The following is a 14237-nucleotide window of genomic DNA, read 5'->3' on the forward strand; positions in this document are numbered from 1 at the left end:
CAGGAGGAACGGATGCTGCAGCTACGCGGGATCACCAAGAGCTACGGAACGAGGCGCGTCCTCGACGACGTCGCCTTCGACGTCGCACCCGGACGGCTGACCGGCTTCGTCGGCGGCAACGGCGCCGGCAAGACCACGACGATGCGCATCATGCTCGGCGTCCTCGGCCGCGACGCCGGCGAGGTCACCCTGAACGGGGAGCCCGTCACGGCGGCCGACCGTCGACTGTTCGGCTACATGCCCGAAGAGCGGGGGCTCTACCCGAAGATGAAGGTGCTCGAGCACATCGTCTACCTCGCCCGCCTGCACGGGTTCTCGAAGACGGATGCCACGACCCGCGCGACGGCTTTGCTCGAAGAGCTGGGACTCGGCGAGCGACTCGGCGACAACGTCGAGACGCTCTCGCTCGGCAACCAGCAGCGCGCGCAGATCGCCGCCGCGCTCGTGCACGACCCCGAGGTGCTGATCCTCGACGAGCCGTTCTCGGGCCTCGACCCGATCGCCGTCGACGTCGTCGCGAACGTCCTCCAGACCCGCGCGGCACGGGGCGTCTCGGTCCTGTTCTCCTCGCACCAGCTCGACGTCGTCGAGCGCCTGTGCGACGACCTCGTCATCATCGCGGGTGGCACGATCCGCGCAGCGGGCACCCGCGAGGGCCTGCGCGCGGAGCACGCCACCCGCCGCTTCGAGCTCGTCTCGGGAACGGATGCCGGCTGGCTCCGCGACGAGCCGGGCGTCGAGGTCGTCGACTTCGACGGCGGCTACGCGCTCTTCGAGGCCGACTCCGACGAGACCGTCCAGCGCGTCCTGCAGCGCGCGGTCGCCGCGGGCGACGTGACCACGTTCGCGCCGCGCCGCCCCACCCTCGCCCAGATCTTCACGGAGGTCATCCAGTGAACACGTCCGTCTCCCCCTCATTCGGCCAGAGCGTCTGGCTCGTCACCGAGCGCGAGCTCGGCTCGAAGCTGCGCTCGAAGTCGTTCATCATCTCCACCGTCGTCATGTTCCTGATCGTGCTGGCCGGTGTCCTCTGGGCGGGCTTCTCGGCCCAGAGCGACAGCCGCACGCCGATCGCGGTGACCTCCGAGACGGCGTCGGCCATCACCGATCCGAAGGCGTTCGACGTGACGGATGCCGCGACCGCCGAGGAGGCACGTGACCTCGTCCGCGACGGCACGGTCGATGCGGCCATCATCCCCGGGGGCGACGAGCCGCTCGGCTACACCGTCGTCTTCGACGAGTCGGTCTCGAACGGTCTCCTGCAGCAGCTCAGCATCGCCCCGAAGGTCGAGATCCTCGAGCCTGCGAGCACCGACGGGTTCCTCCGCTACATCATCGCGATCGCCTTCGGCGGCGTGTTCTTCGCCGCGGCGCTGACCTTCGGCACGACGATCGCGACGAGCGTCGTCGAGGAGAAGCAGACGCGCGTGGTCGAGCTGCTCATCTCGGCGATCCCGACCCGTGCGCTCCTGGCCGGCAAGGTGCTCGGCAACACGATCCTCGCCATGGGGCAGATCGTCGGCATCGCCGCGGTCGCCATCGTCGGGCTGACCGTGACGGGCCAGGACTTCCTCATCGCCGGTCTCGGCGGCCCCATCGCCTGGTTCGCGATCTTCTTCCTCTTCGGGTTCGTGCTGCTCGCGGCGCTGTTCGCCGCGGCGGGTGCGCTGGTGTCGCGCCAGGAGGACATCGGACCGACGATCACCCCGCTCACCTACATCGTGATGGCGCCGTACTTCCTCGTGATCTTCTTCAACGACAACCCCGTCGTGCTGACGATCATGTCGTACGTCCCGTTCTCGGCTCCGGTCGGAATGCCGGTGCGCATCTTCGTCGGCGAGGCGCAGTGGTGGGAGCCGCTGCTCGCGCTGGCCGTCATGCTCGCCGCGTGCGTCGGGGCGATCCTCGTCGGCGCGAAGATCTACGAGAACTCGCTCCTGCGGATGGGCGCCCGCGTCAAGCTGCGCGACGCTCTCTCGCGCTGAATCGCCTCGAAGCGAACCGCCCCGCCGCTTCTGCGGCGGGGCGGTTCGTCGTTCACGGCTTGTCCTTCGGACCCTTCTCGTCCTTCTCGGCTTCGCGCTCGGCGCGCTTCTGCTCCTCCTTGGCCGCCTTCTCGGCATCCTTCGCCGCTTTGTCGGCCGCCTTGTCGTCGGGAGCGGGAGCGGGATCGTCATCGGGAGCAGGGTCGTCATTCGTCGTCGCGACGGTCGGGGTCGGTGTCGGATCCGTCGAGACGACCTCGGCGGGGGCCGACTCCTGCGGCTCGGTCTGCGCGGGGTCGGTCGAGGCCGGCTGGGGGGACCCGGCGAGCGATCCCGCCCAGATGCTCCCCGCCGTGATCAGCGCGATCGCGCCGACGGCGAGTCCGATGATGAGCGGGCGACGCGACCGCCGCTTCTCCGGGCGGTCGCCCGAGGCGGGGAAAGCTCCACCGGCATCAGCATCCGCATCGGCATCGGCAGCAGCGGCACCGGTCAGCGCGACGGTCGCGGCGGTCGGGTAGCGCCGGGTCGGGGCATCCGCCGTCTTCTCGTCGCGGTGCGCGGGATCGGCACCGGGGACGGATGCGACCGGGATGCCGGCGGCCACCGCCGCACGGACGGGAGGCAGCGGCGGCGCGCCGTCCACCGGCTCGGTCCGCAGCCGTTCGGCGGATTCGACGACCTCGAGAGCCGTCGGCCGATCCTCGGGCTCGGTCGCCGTCATCCGCGACAGCAACGAGCGCCATCCTGCGCTGAGCGTGTCGGGGACGGCAGGGGGCGTGGTCAGGCGGGCGAGGGCGGCGCCGACGCCGTCGGTGTTCGGGTAGGCGCGCTCGCCCGTCAGCGCTTCGAGGAGCACGAGGCCGAGGGCGTACACGTCGGAGGCCGGCGCCGGGTCCCGCCCTTGCACCTGCTCGGGCGCGAGGTAGGCGGCGGTGCCGATGATCGTGCCGGGAGTCGTCACCCGCGCGCTGTCGAGGAGGAGGGCGATGCCGAAGTCGGCGAGTTTGGCACGCGGACGTCCGCCGGGCAGGTGCGGCGGAGCCAGCAGCACGTTGGAGGGTTTCACGTCGCGGTGGACGACGCCCGAGGCGTGGACGACGTGCAGCGCTTCGCCGAGTTCGGCCGCCAGGGCCGCGACCTCGACGGGCGGCACCGCTCCCTCGGCGATGCGGGCGCTGAGGGTGGGACCGTCGACGAACTCCATCACGAGGTACTCGGGTGAACCGGTCAGGTGGGCGTCGAAGAGCGTGACGAGCGAGGGGTGGTTGAGGGATGCCAGCAGAGTGACCTCGCTGCGCGCCCGCTCGGGGGTGCTCACCGCCTCTTCCACGGCGGACCGGAGCACCTTGACGGCCACGGTGCGGCCGAGCGCGGTGTCGTCCGCGCGGAAGACGCGCGCCATGCCGCCCTGCCCGATCTGCGCGACGAGGCGGTAGCGCTCCGCCAGCACGTCCCCGGGAAGTGTGTCGGATGTCTCCGTCATCGCGTCCTCCTCTCGCACGGTCGCCGTCGAGGCTACCGGTGGTCGGCCGGACCCGACATGGCCTTGACCGGGCTCAGGTGCGGTGCGCAGCGCGGCCCATGTGTCCGGCGAGCGCGTCCGCCGCGCCGACGAGCGCGAGGTGGCTGAGGGCCTGCGGGGTGTTGCCGATATGGCGGCCGGTCGCCGGGTCGTACTCCTCCGACAGCAGTCCGACATCGTTCGCGACGGCGCAGAGCCGGTCCATGAGGCGCGTCGCATCGTCGACGCGCCCTGTCGCCGCGTATTGCTGGACGAGCCAGAACGAGCACGCGAGGAACGGATGCTCTTCGCCGGGGAGTCCGTCGGTCCCCGCGGCCGTGCGGTACCGCATGACGAAGCCGTCTCGGAGCAGGTCCCGCTCGATGCGGGCCACGGTGGCGAGCATCCGCGGGTCGTCGGCGGCGCAGAAGCCGACGACGGGCAGGAGCAGCAGCGAGGCGTCGACCTCGTCGGTGGTGTCGTGCTGCGTGAAGTGGCCACCCGCGGCATCCACCCCCGTGTCATCGATGTCGGAGCGCACCCGGTCCCGCAGCCGCTCCCAGGTGTCGGCGTCTCCGGGAAGGCCGTGCTCGCGCACCGCGCGCACGCCGCGATCGAGCGCCGCCCACACCATCGCGCGGGAGTGCGTGAAGTGATGCAGGTCGCCGCGCATCTCCCAGATGCCGTTGTCGGGACGGTCCACCCATTCGACGACCTGCGCGAGGAGGGCTCGTTGCAGCGCCCAGGACGACGGCGTCTCGGCGACGCCCGCGAGGCGAGCGGCTTCGAGGGCGACGAGGACCTCGCCGATCACGTCGCCCTGGTACTGGTCGACCGCGCCGTTGCCGATGCGGACGGGCGCGGAACCCCGGTACCCGGGCAGGCTCGTGAGCTCGCGCTCGGGCAGATCGCGCTCGCCGCCGAGGCCGTACATGATCTGCACGTCGGCCGGGTCGCCGGCGACGGCGCGCAGCAGCCAGTCCCGCCACCGCCTCGCCGCGTCGGTGTAGCCGTGGGCGAGGTAGGCCTCGAGCGTGAGCGCGGCGTCCCGGAGCCAGACGAAGCGATAGTCCCAGTTGCGTGATCCGCCCGGGTCCTCGGGCAGCGACGTCGTGGCGGCGGCGACGATGCCGCCCGTCTCGGGGTGCGTCAGCGCGCGCAGCACGAGCATCGACCGCATCAGGGCCGCCTCCCACGCTCCCCCGCGGTCGACGCGCGAGGCCCACTCCGTCCACCACGACCGGGTGCGTTCGAGCGCCGCATCGACGTCGATCTCGACGGGATGCCGGTGGTACGACCGATCCGCCGTGAGGACCGAGTCGACGGTCTCGCCCGCGCGCACCGCGAAGGCCGCGCGGTGCGTCGTGCCGTCGGGACGCAGGCGCGGGCCGCGGACCGCGACGGCGTCGGGGCCGGCGATCGCGAGCAGGACCGGAGCATCGGAATCCCCGATCTGGCGGACCCAGGGCAGCGCGCGGGCGTAGTCGAACCGCAGCAGGAGCTCGCTCTCGAACGAGACCGTTCCCTCGATGCCGACGACGCGGCGGACCACGGCATCCGCCTCTTCGTCGACCGGCATGAACTCGACGACGTCCGCGACGCCCTCCGCCGTCTGCCAGCGCGTGACCAGCACGAACGTGTCGCCGTCGTACCGGCGGGTCGCGGTCGCATCGGGATCCGCGGGACGCAGGCTCCACCGGCCGTGCTGCTCGTCGCCGAGCAGTGCGCCGAAGATCGACGCGTCGTCGTAGCGCGGAAGGCAGAGCCAGTCGATGCTGCCGACATCTGAGACGAGAGCGCCGGTTCGGCAGTTGCTCAGCAGGGCGTAGGACTCGATCGGGGCGGACATCGTCGTCATTGTCACGCGCCGCGGGCGATGGGGCAAGAGACGACCCCCTCCCCGCTCCGACAGGTTCCGGCGGGTTAGTGTGACGCCCATGACGGCCGACACGACCCTGTTCATCCTCGGCGCTTCGGGGGACCTCACCTCCCGCTTGCTCCTCCCCGCGCTCGGCCAGCTGCTCGTCCACGAGCCCGAGCGGAAGGTCCGCCTGGCGGGTGCCGGTGCGGACGACTGGAGCGACGATGCCTGGCGCGACACCGTGCGGAAGGCGTTCGCCACGACCGGGTCCGAGTCGGCGTTCGACGCCTTCGCGGACACGACGTACACGAAGGCGGACATCACCGACCCCGACCAGCTGCAGAAGCTGCTGGATGCCGCGGAAGGCCGGCCCGCGCTCTACTTCGCCGTGCCGCCGGCGGTTGCGGCGAAGGCCTGCGATGCGCTCCGCTCGGTGACGATCCCCGACGGCACGATCCTCGCGCTCGAGAAGCCGTTCGGCTTCGATGCCGCCAGCGCCGAGCATCTGAACGCGACGCTCGCCGAGCTCGTCCCCGAAGGCCAGGTGTTCCGCGTCGACCACTTCCTCGGCCGCTCGACGGTGCTGAACCTGCTCGGCGTGCGCTTCGCGAACCGCCTGATCGAACCGGCCTGGTCAGCCGATCACATCGCATCGATCCTCGTGCAGTTCGACGAGCCCCTCGGACTCGAGGGACGCGCCGGCTACTACGACAAAGCCGGCGCCCTCACCGACATGATCCAGAGCCACCTGCTGCAGGTGATGGCGTTCGTGACGATGGAGCCCCCGGCCTCGCTCGGCGAGCGCGATCTCCGCGACGCGACCGGTGCCGCGCTCCGGGCCACGGCGATCTGGGGCGATGACCCCGTCGCATCGTCGAGGCGGGCGCGGTACACCGCGGGAACGGTCGAGGGGCGGGAGTTCCCGTCGTACGTCGACGAGCCGGGCGTCGACCCGAGCCGCGAGACCGAGACGCTCGCCGAGATGACCGTCGAGGTGCGGAACGCCCGGTGGCAGGGAGTCCCGATCACGCTTCGCTCGGGCAAGGCCCTCGGGAACGCCGAGGCCAAGGTCGAGGTCCGCTTCCACCCCGTCCGGCATCTGCCGGGCGGGTTCACGGGGGATCCGGGCCCGACGGTGCTCCGCTTCTCACTGGGCCCGGATTCGATCGCGCTGGATCTCAACGTCAACGGCGAGGCCGACCCGCTCGAGCTCGAGAAGGCGACCCTCGAGGCGCACCTCGGCAAGGGCGCCCTGAAGGCGTACGCGGAGGTCCTGTCGGGCATCCTCGACGGCGACGCCATGCTGTCGGTGCGCGACGACGCCGCGGTGGATTGCTGGCACATCGTCCAGCCCGTCATCGACGCGTGGCGCGACGGTCGCGTTCCGCTCGACGAGTACGCGGCGGGGACCTCGGGACCGGCGGACTGGGCCACATCCTGAGAGCCCCTCGACGCCGCGCTCTGCCAGCGGTGATGGAATAGACGGATGCCGAATCGCACCGCATCAACCGACGCACCCATCCTCGACGTCCTGACCGAGCGCTGGAGCACGCGGATCTTCGACGCGTCCGCGCCGATCGACGAGCAGGCCCTGCAGTCCGCTCTCGAAGCGGCGCGCTGGTCCCCCTCCGCGTCCAACACGCAGCCGTGGCGGTTCATCGTCGCGCGGCGGGGATCGGCATCCCATGCGAGCGTCGTGGACGCCCTCATGGGGTTCAATCGGGCATGGGCGGCGGATGCGGCGGCTCTCGTCGTCTTCGTCGCGACGACCCAGCAGGACGGCAAAGAGCTGCGCTGGGCGGCGTACGACGTCGGCCAGGCCGCGGCGCACTTCACGATCCAGGCGCACGCGAACGGGCTGAGCACGCACCAGATGGGCGGGTTCCACGCCGACCGCGTCGCCGAGGCCTTCGGTCTGGCCGACGACCAGCGCGCGATCACCGTGATGGCCGTCGGCCCGCTCGGCGACATCGACGCGGCCGGCGACGACCTGCGCGCCCGTGAGGAAGCCCCCCGCGAACGTCGCCCCGTCGCCGAATCGGTGCTCGTCGACGACTGACCGGTCGCGGCGCCCGCCGCTTCTCGATCATTCCGCCCCGATGGGGTCGCGTTGTTGGTTTAGTAGTCCCGATGGACGACGACGCCGCCGCCGAACTGGCCCGCCTGCGCGAACGCGCCTACGGGCGCACCGCTGACATCGCAGGGGATGCCGCAGCGCTGCAGCGCCTGCGCGAGCTCGAAGCGCGCGCGGTGCGGGCGCCGAGCGTCGCGCCCGGCGCAGACGACGAGGACGAGAGCGCGCCGGACGCCCCCGGTCCGGCCGAGACGGACCCGCCCGGCGCGCTCACCGGCGGCGATGCCGAGCGCCCGTATCTGACCCCACGGCGCTGGCCGCGCTGGGTGAGACCCGCCGCCGTGGCCGTGGGAGCCGTCGGACTCGTCGCGGCGACCGCGGCCGTCACCCTGTCGATCCCGCGCGACGTGCCGCGGTATCCGAACGCGACCGAGGTGACCCGACTGTCCGAGCTCGTGCCGTTGCGCCCGCAGAACGACTCCGACGATCGCCGGTACGCGGACTTCCGGGGTTTCTCGGTGTTCACCAACACCGTCGGGACCCCCGCCGACCCGAATCCCGTGCGGTGCCTCAGCATCGTGAGCCCCGAGGAGGCCGCCGACCCGACCATCGGCGAGACCCTCTCGACGTGCGGGGCTGGCCCGTTCCCCGTCTCGGTGACGGCCGTCGTCAGTTCGCTGAGCCCGCCCGCCGCCCGGCAGGCGTACGCGCCCGGGACGGCGATCAACTTCACCCTGGGCGAATCGGGCGTCGAAGTGTGGGTCGCCGATCGGTGATCGCGGATCGGCCGGAGTGGGATACCGTTCGGGTACCTGACGTTCGGTCGAAGGAAGGACGAGGCGACGGTGCCGCTGTTCGAGATGGAAGCCAGCCGATCCGGTCGGATGCGTGTCTTCATGCGTGCGCAACTGCCCTTCGCGATCGGTGTCGTCTTCATCGCCCTGGTGGGAGCGATCGCGCACCCCGACAGCCTGCGGACGGTCGCGCTGCTCACGGGGCTCGCCGTCGCGGCCGTGGCGACGCTCGCCGCGGCGGTTGTCCCGTGGGAGAGGTTGCCGCGCGCGTGGATGATCCTGATCGCGGTGGCCGACCTCCTCACCGTCGCCCTGTTCCGGGCCGAACTGATGCCCTTCGTCCCCGCGGTGACGATCCTCGCGCTCTTCCCGATCCTCTGGCTCGCCTACGGCTTCCCGTGGTACGGCATCGCGGTGGCGGTCATGGGCGCCGTCTTCGTCATCGCCTTCCGTTACGTGTACACGGGGGTCTGGCCGACGACGGCCGCTGACTGGGCGAACGTCTTCGCCTTCCCGATCCTCATCGTCGGCATCGCCGTCGTCGTGTTCCTCGCCGCCCGCCAGCTCCACCGCAACAGCGTCCGCCTCGCGGAGGCGTCGCGGGCGCAGGACGAGGCGCTCCGCGAGGCGAAGGATGCCGAGGCGATCGCGCTCGGCATCCTGAACACGGTCAACGCGGGAGTGGCCTTCTACGACAACGAGGGACGCCTCGACATCGCCAATTCGCTCGCCCACCGCATGGTCGAGATGGTCGGGTTCCATCTCGACGAACCGCCCTACGCCGGCGACGACGTGCTCGCCGCCGATCGGGTGAGCCAGATCCCGTACGACCAGCAGATCATCCCGCGGGCGCTGCGCGGAGAGGTCATCGACAACCACGTCGAGTGGCTGGGCCCGGCCGACTCGCAGGTCGCGATCCTTGCATCCTCGGGCCAGGTGCACAGGGAGGACGGACGCCTCCTGGGCACCGTCGTCGTCGCGTACGACGTCACCGAGCTGGCGGACGCGGTCGAGGTGCGTGAACAGTTCCTGCGCACCGTCTCGCACGAGCTGCGGACGCCGATCACGAGCATCACCGGCTTCCTCGACCTGCTCGCCGACGCCGCCGACCCGTCTGATGAGAAGCTGCAGCGCTACATCGAGATCGTCTCCCGCAAGACCGACGACCTCTTCCACCGCGTCGGCGACCTGCTGCACGCGACCGAGACGGTCAAGGAGCTCACGATCGCCCCCGTCGATGTCGCGGAGGTCGTGCGGCAGGCCGTCGGCGAGGCGCGGGTCGCCGCATCCGCCCGCGGAATGCGCATCGACATCGTCGGTCCGGGCACCGTCGTCGTCGAGGCGGACGCTCGGCAGCTGCTCGTCGCGGTCACCGAACTGGTGACGAACGCGGTCAAGTTCGGCCAGCCGGACGGCGTGGTGACGGTGGCCTGCCGCACCGACGGCGCAGTCGTCGAGATCGCCGTCACGAACCCGGGCGCGGGTCTCACCCACGCCGAGCAGCGGCGCGTGTTCGACCGCTTCTACCGCACGGCCGAGGCCCGAGCCCGTCAGGTGCAGGGATTCGGCCTGGGCCTGACGAACCTCCGGACCATCGCGGTCGCGCATTCCGGGAGCATCCGGGTCGACAGCGCCCCGGGCCGCGGGGCGACGTTCACCCTCCGCCTGCCTCTGCGACAGCCCACATAGGTCCGCCACGGTCAACCCGCGGCGCCACGCACGCCTCCGACGGTTACGGTGAGGCAATGACCACCCGGATCCTGTCGATCGGCACCGCCGTGCCCCGCGCCCGCCTGCGACAGGACCAGGTGCGCGATCTGTTCGCCGGGCAGCCCGGCGCCGACCGACTGACGAAGCGGCTCATCGGCGCCGCGTTCGACGCCTCCGCCATCGACACCCGGCACACGGTGCTCGACGATCTCGCGGCGGCCGCTGCGGCGACCGCGCTGCCGTCGCACGACGAGCGGTTGCCGACGGTCACCGATACGGGCGCACTGCTGTCTCCCTCGACCGGCGCACGCAACGACGCGTACATCCGCCTCGCACCTCCCCTGTTCGCCGAGGCGGCGCGGAACGCCCTGGCCGCGGCATCCGTCGACCCGGCCGACGTGACGCACGTCGTCACCGTCTCGTGCACCGGGATGTTCGCGCCCGGACCGGACTACCGGCTCGTCCGCGACCTGGGTCTGCCGACGACCGTCGCACGGTCGCACCTCGGGTTCATGGGATGCGCCGCCGCCGTACCCGCTCTCCGGACAGCGAGCCAGATCTGCGCGGCCCACCCCGACGCGGTCGTCCTGGTCGTGTGCGCGGAACTCTGCTCGCTGCACGTGCGAACGCCCGCCGACCACGACGAGATCGTGTCGTCCTCCGTCTTCGCCGACGGTGCGGCGGCGGCAGTCGTCAGCGCCGACGCCTCCCGGGCGACGGGGCCGACGTTCGAGCTCGACCGGTTCGCGACGGTGCTGACCGACGAGGGCGAGAAGGACATGGCTTGGACGATCGGCGACGCCGGATTCGAGATGGTCCTGTCAGCCGAGGTGCCGCGCATCATCGGTCGCGAGATCCGAGGTGCGGTCGAGTCGTTCCTCGGGGATGACGGCGTCGAGACGTGGGCCGTTCACCCCGGGGGCCGTAGCGTCCTCGATCGCGTAGAGAGCGGTCTCGGCCTGGCCGACGATGCACTGATGGTCTCACGTGACGTACTGCGCGATTACGGGAACATGTCGAGCGCGACGATCCTGTTCATCCTGAAGGCTCTGCTCGCGGAGGACCTCACCGACGGCGACCGCGTGGCGACCCTCGCGTTCGGCCCCGGCTTGACGCTCGAGGCCGCGCGCCTGACGTTCCGACGGGCCGCCGCGTGAACCTCCGCGCGCGTGACGCCGCGCTCCGGGAGTTGATGGACGACCCCGGCTGCGATCCCGTCGCCCTGGCCTCGACGCTGCGGCGCTTCGACCTCGTGAACCGTGCGATCGGCGGGTGGGGCCGGGTCTGGCGGCGCGGCATCCGTCCCCGCCTGCGAGAGCTCGGTCGTCCCGCGCGCGTGCTCGACGTCGGCAGCGGCGGCGGTGACGTGGTCGCGCGGCTCGCCGCCTGGGCGGAGCGCGACGGCCTCGAGGTGCAGTGGCTCGGAATCGACCCGGATCCGCGGGCGCTCGAGGTCGCCCGGACGCGCGAGAGCGCGACCGTGTCGTTCGCCGCGACGGATGCCGCCGGGCTCCGGGACGCCGGCGAGACGTTCGACCTCGTCCTCTCGAACCACGTGCTGCACCATCTGGACGCGGATGGACTCGCCGACTTCGCCGCCGACACGCGCGCGCTGTCCTCGGGAGCCGTCATGCACGCCGACATCGAGCGGGGCGCACTCGCGTATGCGCTGTACGGCATGGGAATCACGGCGCTCGAGCGGGGCACCTTCCTCCGGACCGACGGCCTGCGGTCGATCCGGCGGAGCTATCGGGCGGCCGAGCTCGAGCAGGCGCTCGGCTCGCCGTGGCGGGTGGCGTCGCCGGCACCGTTCCGACTTCTCGCGGTGGCGGCCGGCGATGCCTGAGGTCATCGTCGTCGGCGCGGGCCCGGTGGGGACGCTCCTGGCTGCCGAGCTCACGCGCTTCGGGGTCGACGTCGCGGTGGTCGAGCGGAGGCCGGCCGCCGGCGGCGGTTCGCGCGCGATCGGGCTGCATGCTCCGACACTCGCCGCTCTCGAGGCCGGCGGCGCGACCGAGCGGATCCTGACCCGCGCCGTGCGGGTGCGACGCGGGGAGGCGCGCAGCGACGGTCGGACGCTCGGTGTCGTCGACTTCGGCCGTCTCGACGTGCGGCATCCGTATGTCGCGACACTGCCGCAGGTCGAGACCGAAGCCGCGCTGCGGGGCAATGGCCCTGAGCCCGAGCGCGGCGTGACGGTCACTCGGATCGCTCCCGACGGTGCGCGGGTGCGTGTCGAGACCGATCAGGGTGAGCGCGCTGCGCCGATCGTGGTCGTGGCGGGCGGGGTGGGCGTGAGGGAGCTCGTCTTCCGGCCGGGCGCGTTGCGGCGGACCGCATACGCGGATCGGTATCTGATGACGGATGCCGCCTTGCCGCCTCGCGAGGACGACGAGACCGCGGTCGTCCATCTGGCTCCGGACGGGGTGCTCGAGTCCTTCCCCCTGCCGGACGGACGGCGCCGCTTCGTCGCGTGGGACGCGGGCGGGTCGCTCGAGCCGCATGCGCTGGCGGCACGGTTGCGGGGCGCCATGCGGGCCCGCGGTGAGGCGGGGGCGGCCGAGATGGTGAGCGGGGCAACCGGGTTCGGCGTGCGGCGGGTGCTGGCGCCCGCGATGCGCCGCGACCGGCTGTTCGTCATCGGCGACGCGGCGCACGAGATCAGTCCGATCGGCGGGCAGGGCCTCAACCTCGGGCTGCTGGATGCCGCGACCCTCGCACCCCTGCTCGCGGCCTGGACGCGTCTGGGGTCGGCACCCGAACCGGATCTGGCCGAGTGGGAACGCGATCGGCTGCGATCGGCCCGGGCCGCCGGGCGACTCGCGGCCGTGAACATGAGCCTCGGCCGCCCCGTGTCACGGCGTACGCACGCGATGCGGTCGCGTGTCCTGGGTTCCGTGCTCGCGGCGACGGGGTCCCTCGTCCCGCACGCCTACGCGATGGGCCTCGACGCCGCCGGACGGTGAGGGGCGCGGGCGCGACGGATCCCCAGGATCATGCTGCGCCCGAGGCCACCACGAGCTGAAGGGCGAGAACCAGGGCGGCGGCCATCACGAGCCGGAAGCCGGTGCGATCGGCGCCGCGGCGCCGCATCCGGACCAGGACGGCCACGTCGATCGCGGTCACGGCCACTGCGAACAGGATCATCAGGACAGGCGCGGCGCCCTCGATCAGACTGCCGACGAGCACGGCGACGGCGGCGACGACGATTCCGGCGACGGCGAGGAGGACGGATGCCGCGGGCCCGATGCGGTGCGGCAGGCCACGGACCCCCGTGCGCCGGTCGTCGTCGAGGTCGGGCAGCACGTTGGTGAGGTGCACGGCCGCACCGAGCATGGCTCCCGCGAACGCCGCCCAGAGCACTGCCGGCTGCGGCGACGGCCCGGACAGCGTCGCCAGCGAGGGGAAGATGCCGAAACTGACGAGGAACGGAACGATCGAGACGGGAGTCGCCTTCAGCCCGGCGTTGTAACTCCAGGCGAAGGCCAGGGCGATGACGTGCGCGATGAGCATCCCCCAGCCGAGGACGGCGGAGAGGATGACGGCCACCCCGAGGGCGACGAAAGCCGCGATCCACGCGGTGCGGACGCGGGTATCACCTCGGACCAGCGGCTTGTCGTCGCGGCCGACGGTCGCATCGCGGAACAGGTCGATCGCGTCGTTCGACAGGCCGACCGATACCTGACCTGCGAACACGGCGACGACGAGCACGACGATCCGCCACGGCTCCAGCCCGGCGGCGACGCCGAGAGCCAGAGACAGGACCGTGACGACGAGCGAGGGACCCGGGTGAGTGGCACCCCACAGGGCCCGAACGGTTCGCATGCTCGATCTTTTCACGCTCCGGGGACCACTTGGCTGGGCCTCACTCAGGTCCCGCGACGACCCCGCGAGCACGTGAGAGCTTTCTCATTCTCGGCGTTGTTCACAACGTGTGGTTTGGGCGCTCTTCGGGGTCTGGATGTCGGAGGTGGGTGGCAGAGTGCAGGTATGACGGACGCAGCGGAAACCCCCGATGGTGAGGCGTATCTCGCCGCCATCACGGGGATCGTTGCGGATGTCGAAGACGTGGGCCTCGAGTTGGCTCGCGTGCAAATCCGTGAGCTTCGCGTGCTCGCCGCCGCGGGAAGGTTGGCCGAGAAGCAGGGCGGGCACCCGCACATGAAAGTCCGGCTGAGCGACATGGTGCTCCGGTCGATCGCCGCCGAAGTCGGCGGCGTGATGCGCGTCGCGGACCGCACCGTGCAACGCCGCATCGGTGAAGCCCGGATGATCATCGAAGGATTCCCCGCCGCGGTCGCCGCGTGGG

The 14237-nt window shown here is 71.7% G+C and carries 12 protein-coding genes and 1 pseudogene; 10 read left to right on the forward strand and 3 right to left on the reverse strand.

From position 1 onward, the window contains the following. Positions 1 to 12: 12 nt before the first annotated feature. Positions 13 to 897 carry an ABC transporter ATP-binding protein gene (locus BBA86_RS08235; protein ID WP_065571122.1) on the forward strand — a complete coding sequence of 295 codons (885 nt, stop codon included), beginning with the start codon at positions 13 to 15 and terminating at the stop codon, positions 895 to 897. Continuing rightward, positions 894 to 1985, forward strand: coding sequence for an ABC transporter permease (locus tag BBA86_RS08240; RefSeq protein WP_065571123.1), 1092 nt, complete (start codon positions 894 to 896; stop codon positions 1983 to 1985). Before BBA86_RS08235 ends, BBA86_RS08240 begins: the two co-directional genes overlap by 4 nt. A 52-nt stretch (positions 1986 to 2037) precedes the next feature. On the opposite strand, the gene BBA86_RS08245 is transcribed toward BBA86_RS08240, so the two are convergent. Both BBA86_RS08245 and BBA86_RS08250 read right to left on the reverse strand, forming a co-directional pair. Then, positions 2038 to 3471, reverse strand: a complete 1434-nt coding sequence (locus BBA86_RS08245) for a serine/threonine-protein kinase (RefSeq protein ID WP_065571124.1) — start codon at positions 3469 to 3471, stop codon at positions 2038 to 2040. Between the two features lie 73 nt (positions 3472 to 3544). Then, complete coding sequence (locus tag BBA86_RS08250; protein ID WP_065571125.1) at positions 3545 to 5347, reverse strand: glycoside hydrolase family 15 protein; 1803 nt, start codon at positions 5345 to 5347, stop codon at positions 3545 to 3547. 79 nt (positions 5348 to 5426) lie between these two features. Between BBA86_RS08250 and BBA86_RS08255 the strand changes: the two genes are divergently transcribed. The 7 genes from BBA86_RS08255 to BBA86_RS08285 all read left to right on the forward strand — a co-directional run bounded on the left by BBA86_RS08255 (position 5427) and on the right by BBA86_RS08285 (position 12894). Further along, the gene (locus BBA86_RS08255) at positions 5427 to 6791 is read left to right on the forward strand and encodes a glucose-6-phosphate dehydrogenase (RefSeq protein WP_065571126.1); all 1365 of its coding nucleotides are present in this window, start codon (positions 5427 to 5429) and stop codon (positions 6789 to 6791) included. A 45-nt stretch (positions 6792 to 6836) separates the two neighbouring features. Then, the gene (locus BBA86_RS08260; protein WP_065571127.1) at positions 6837 to 7409 is read left to right on the forward strand and encodes a nitroreductase family protein; all 573 of its coding nucleotides are present in this window, start codon (positions 6837 to 6839) and stop codon (positions 7407 to 7409) included. 71 nt (positions 7410 to 7480) lie between these two features. After that, positions 7481 to 8200 (forward strand): hypothetical protein, encoded by a 720-nt coding sequence (locus BBA86_RS08265; protein ID WP_065571128.1) that lies wholly within the window; start codon positions 7481 to 7483, stop codon positions 8198 to 8200. A gap of 69 nt (positions 8201 to 8269) precedes the next feature. Continuing rightward, on the forward strand, positions 8270 to 9907 hold the full coding sequence (locus BBA86_RS08270) for a sensor histidine kinase (RefSeq protein WP_065571129.1): 1638 nt from the start codon (positions 8270 to 8272) through the stop codon (positions 9905 to 9907). 56 nt (positions 9908 to 9963) lie between these two features. Beyond that, entirely contained in the window at positions 9964 to 11085 is a 1122-nt protein-coding gene (locus BBA86_RS08275; RefSeq protein ID WP_065571130.1) for a type III polyketide synthase, read from the forward strand. After that, positions 11082 to 11774 (forward strand): methyltransferase domain-containing protein, encoded by a 693-nt coding sequence (locus tag BBA86_RS08280; protein WP_065571131.1) that lies wholly within the window; start codon positions 11082 to 11084, stop codon positions 11772 to 11774. Before BBA86_RS08275 ends, BBA86_RS08280 begins: the two co-directional genes overlap by 4 nt. Then, on the forward strand, positions 11767 to 12894 hold the full coding sequence (locus BBA86_RS08285; protein ID WP_065571132.1) for an FAD-dependent oxidoreductase: 1128 nt from the start codon (positions 11767 to 11769) through the stop codon (positions 12892 to 12894). Before BBA86_RS08280 ends, BBA86_RS08285 begins: the two co-directional genes overlap by 8 nt. Positions 12895 to 12922: 28 nt before the next feature. On the opposite strand, the gene BBA86_RS08290 is transcribed toward BBA86_RS08285, so the two are convergent. Further along, positions 12923 to 13753 (reverse strand): UbiA family prenyltransferase, encoded by an 831-nt coding sequence (locus tag BBA86_RS08290; protein WP_065571133.1) that lies wholly within the window; start codon positions 13751 to 13753, stop codon positions 12923 to 12925. A gap of 165 nt (positions 13754 to 13918) precedes the next feature. On the opposite strand from BBA86_RS08290, the pseudogene BBA86_RS14450 reads away from it, so the two are divergent. Further along, positions 13919 to 14237, forward strand: a pseudogene (locus BBA86_RS14450) (HNH endonuclease); the annotation flags it as partial.

Source organism: Microbacterium oleivorans, from assembly GCF_001691565.1.
GTDB lineage: Bacteria > Actinomycetota > Actinomycetes > Actinomycetales > Microbacteriaceae > Microbacterium > Microbacterium oleivorans_B.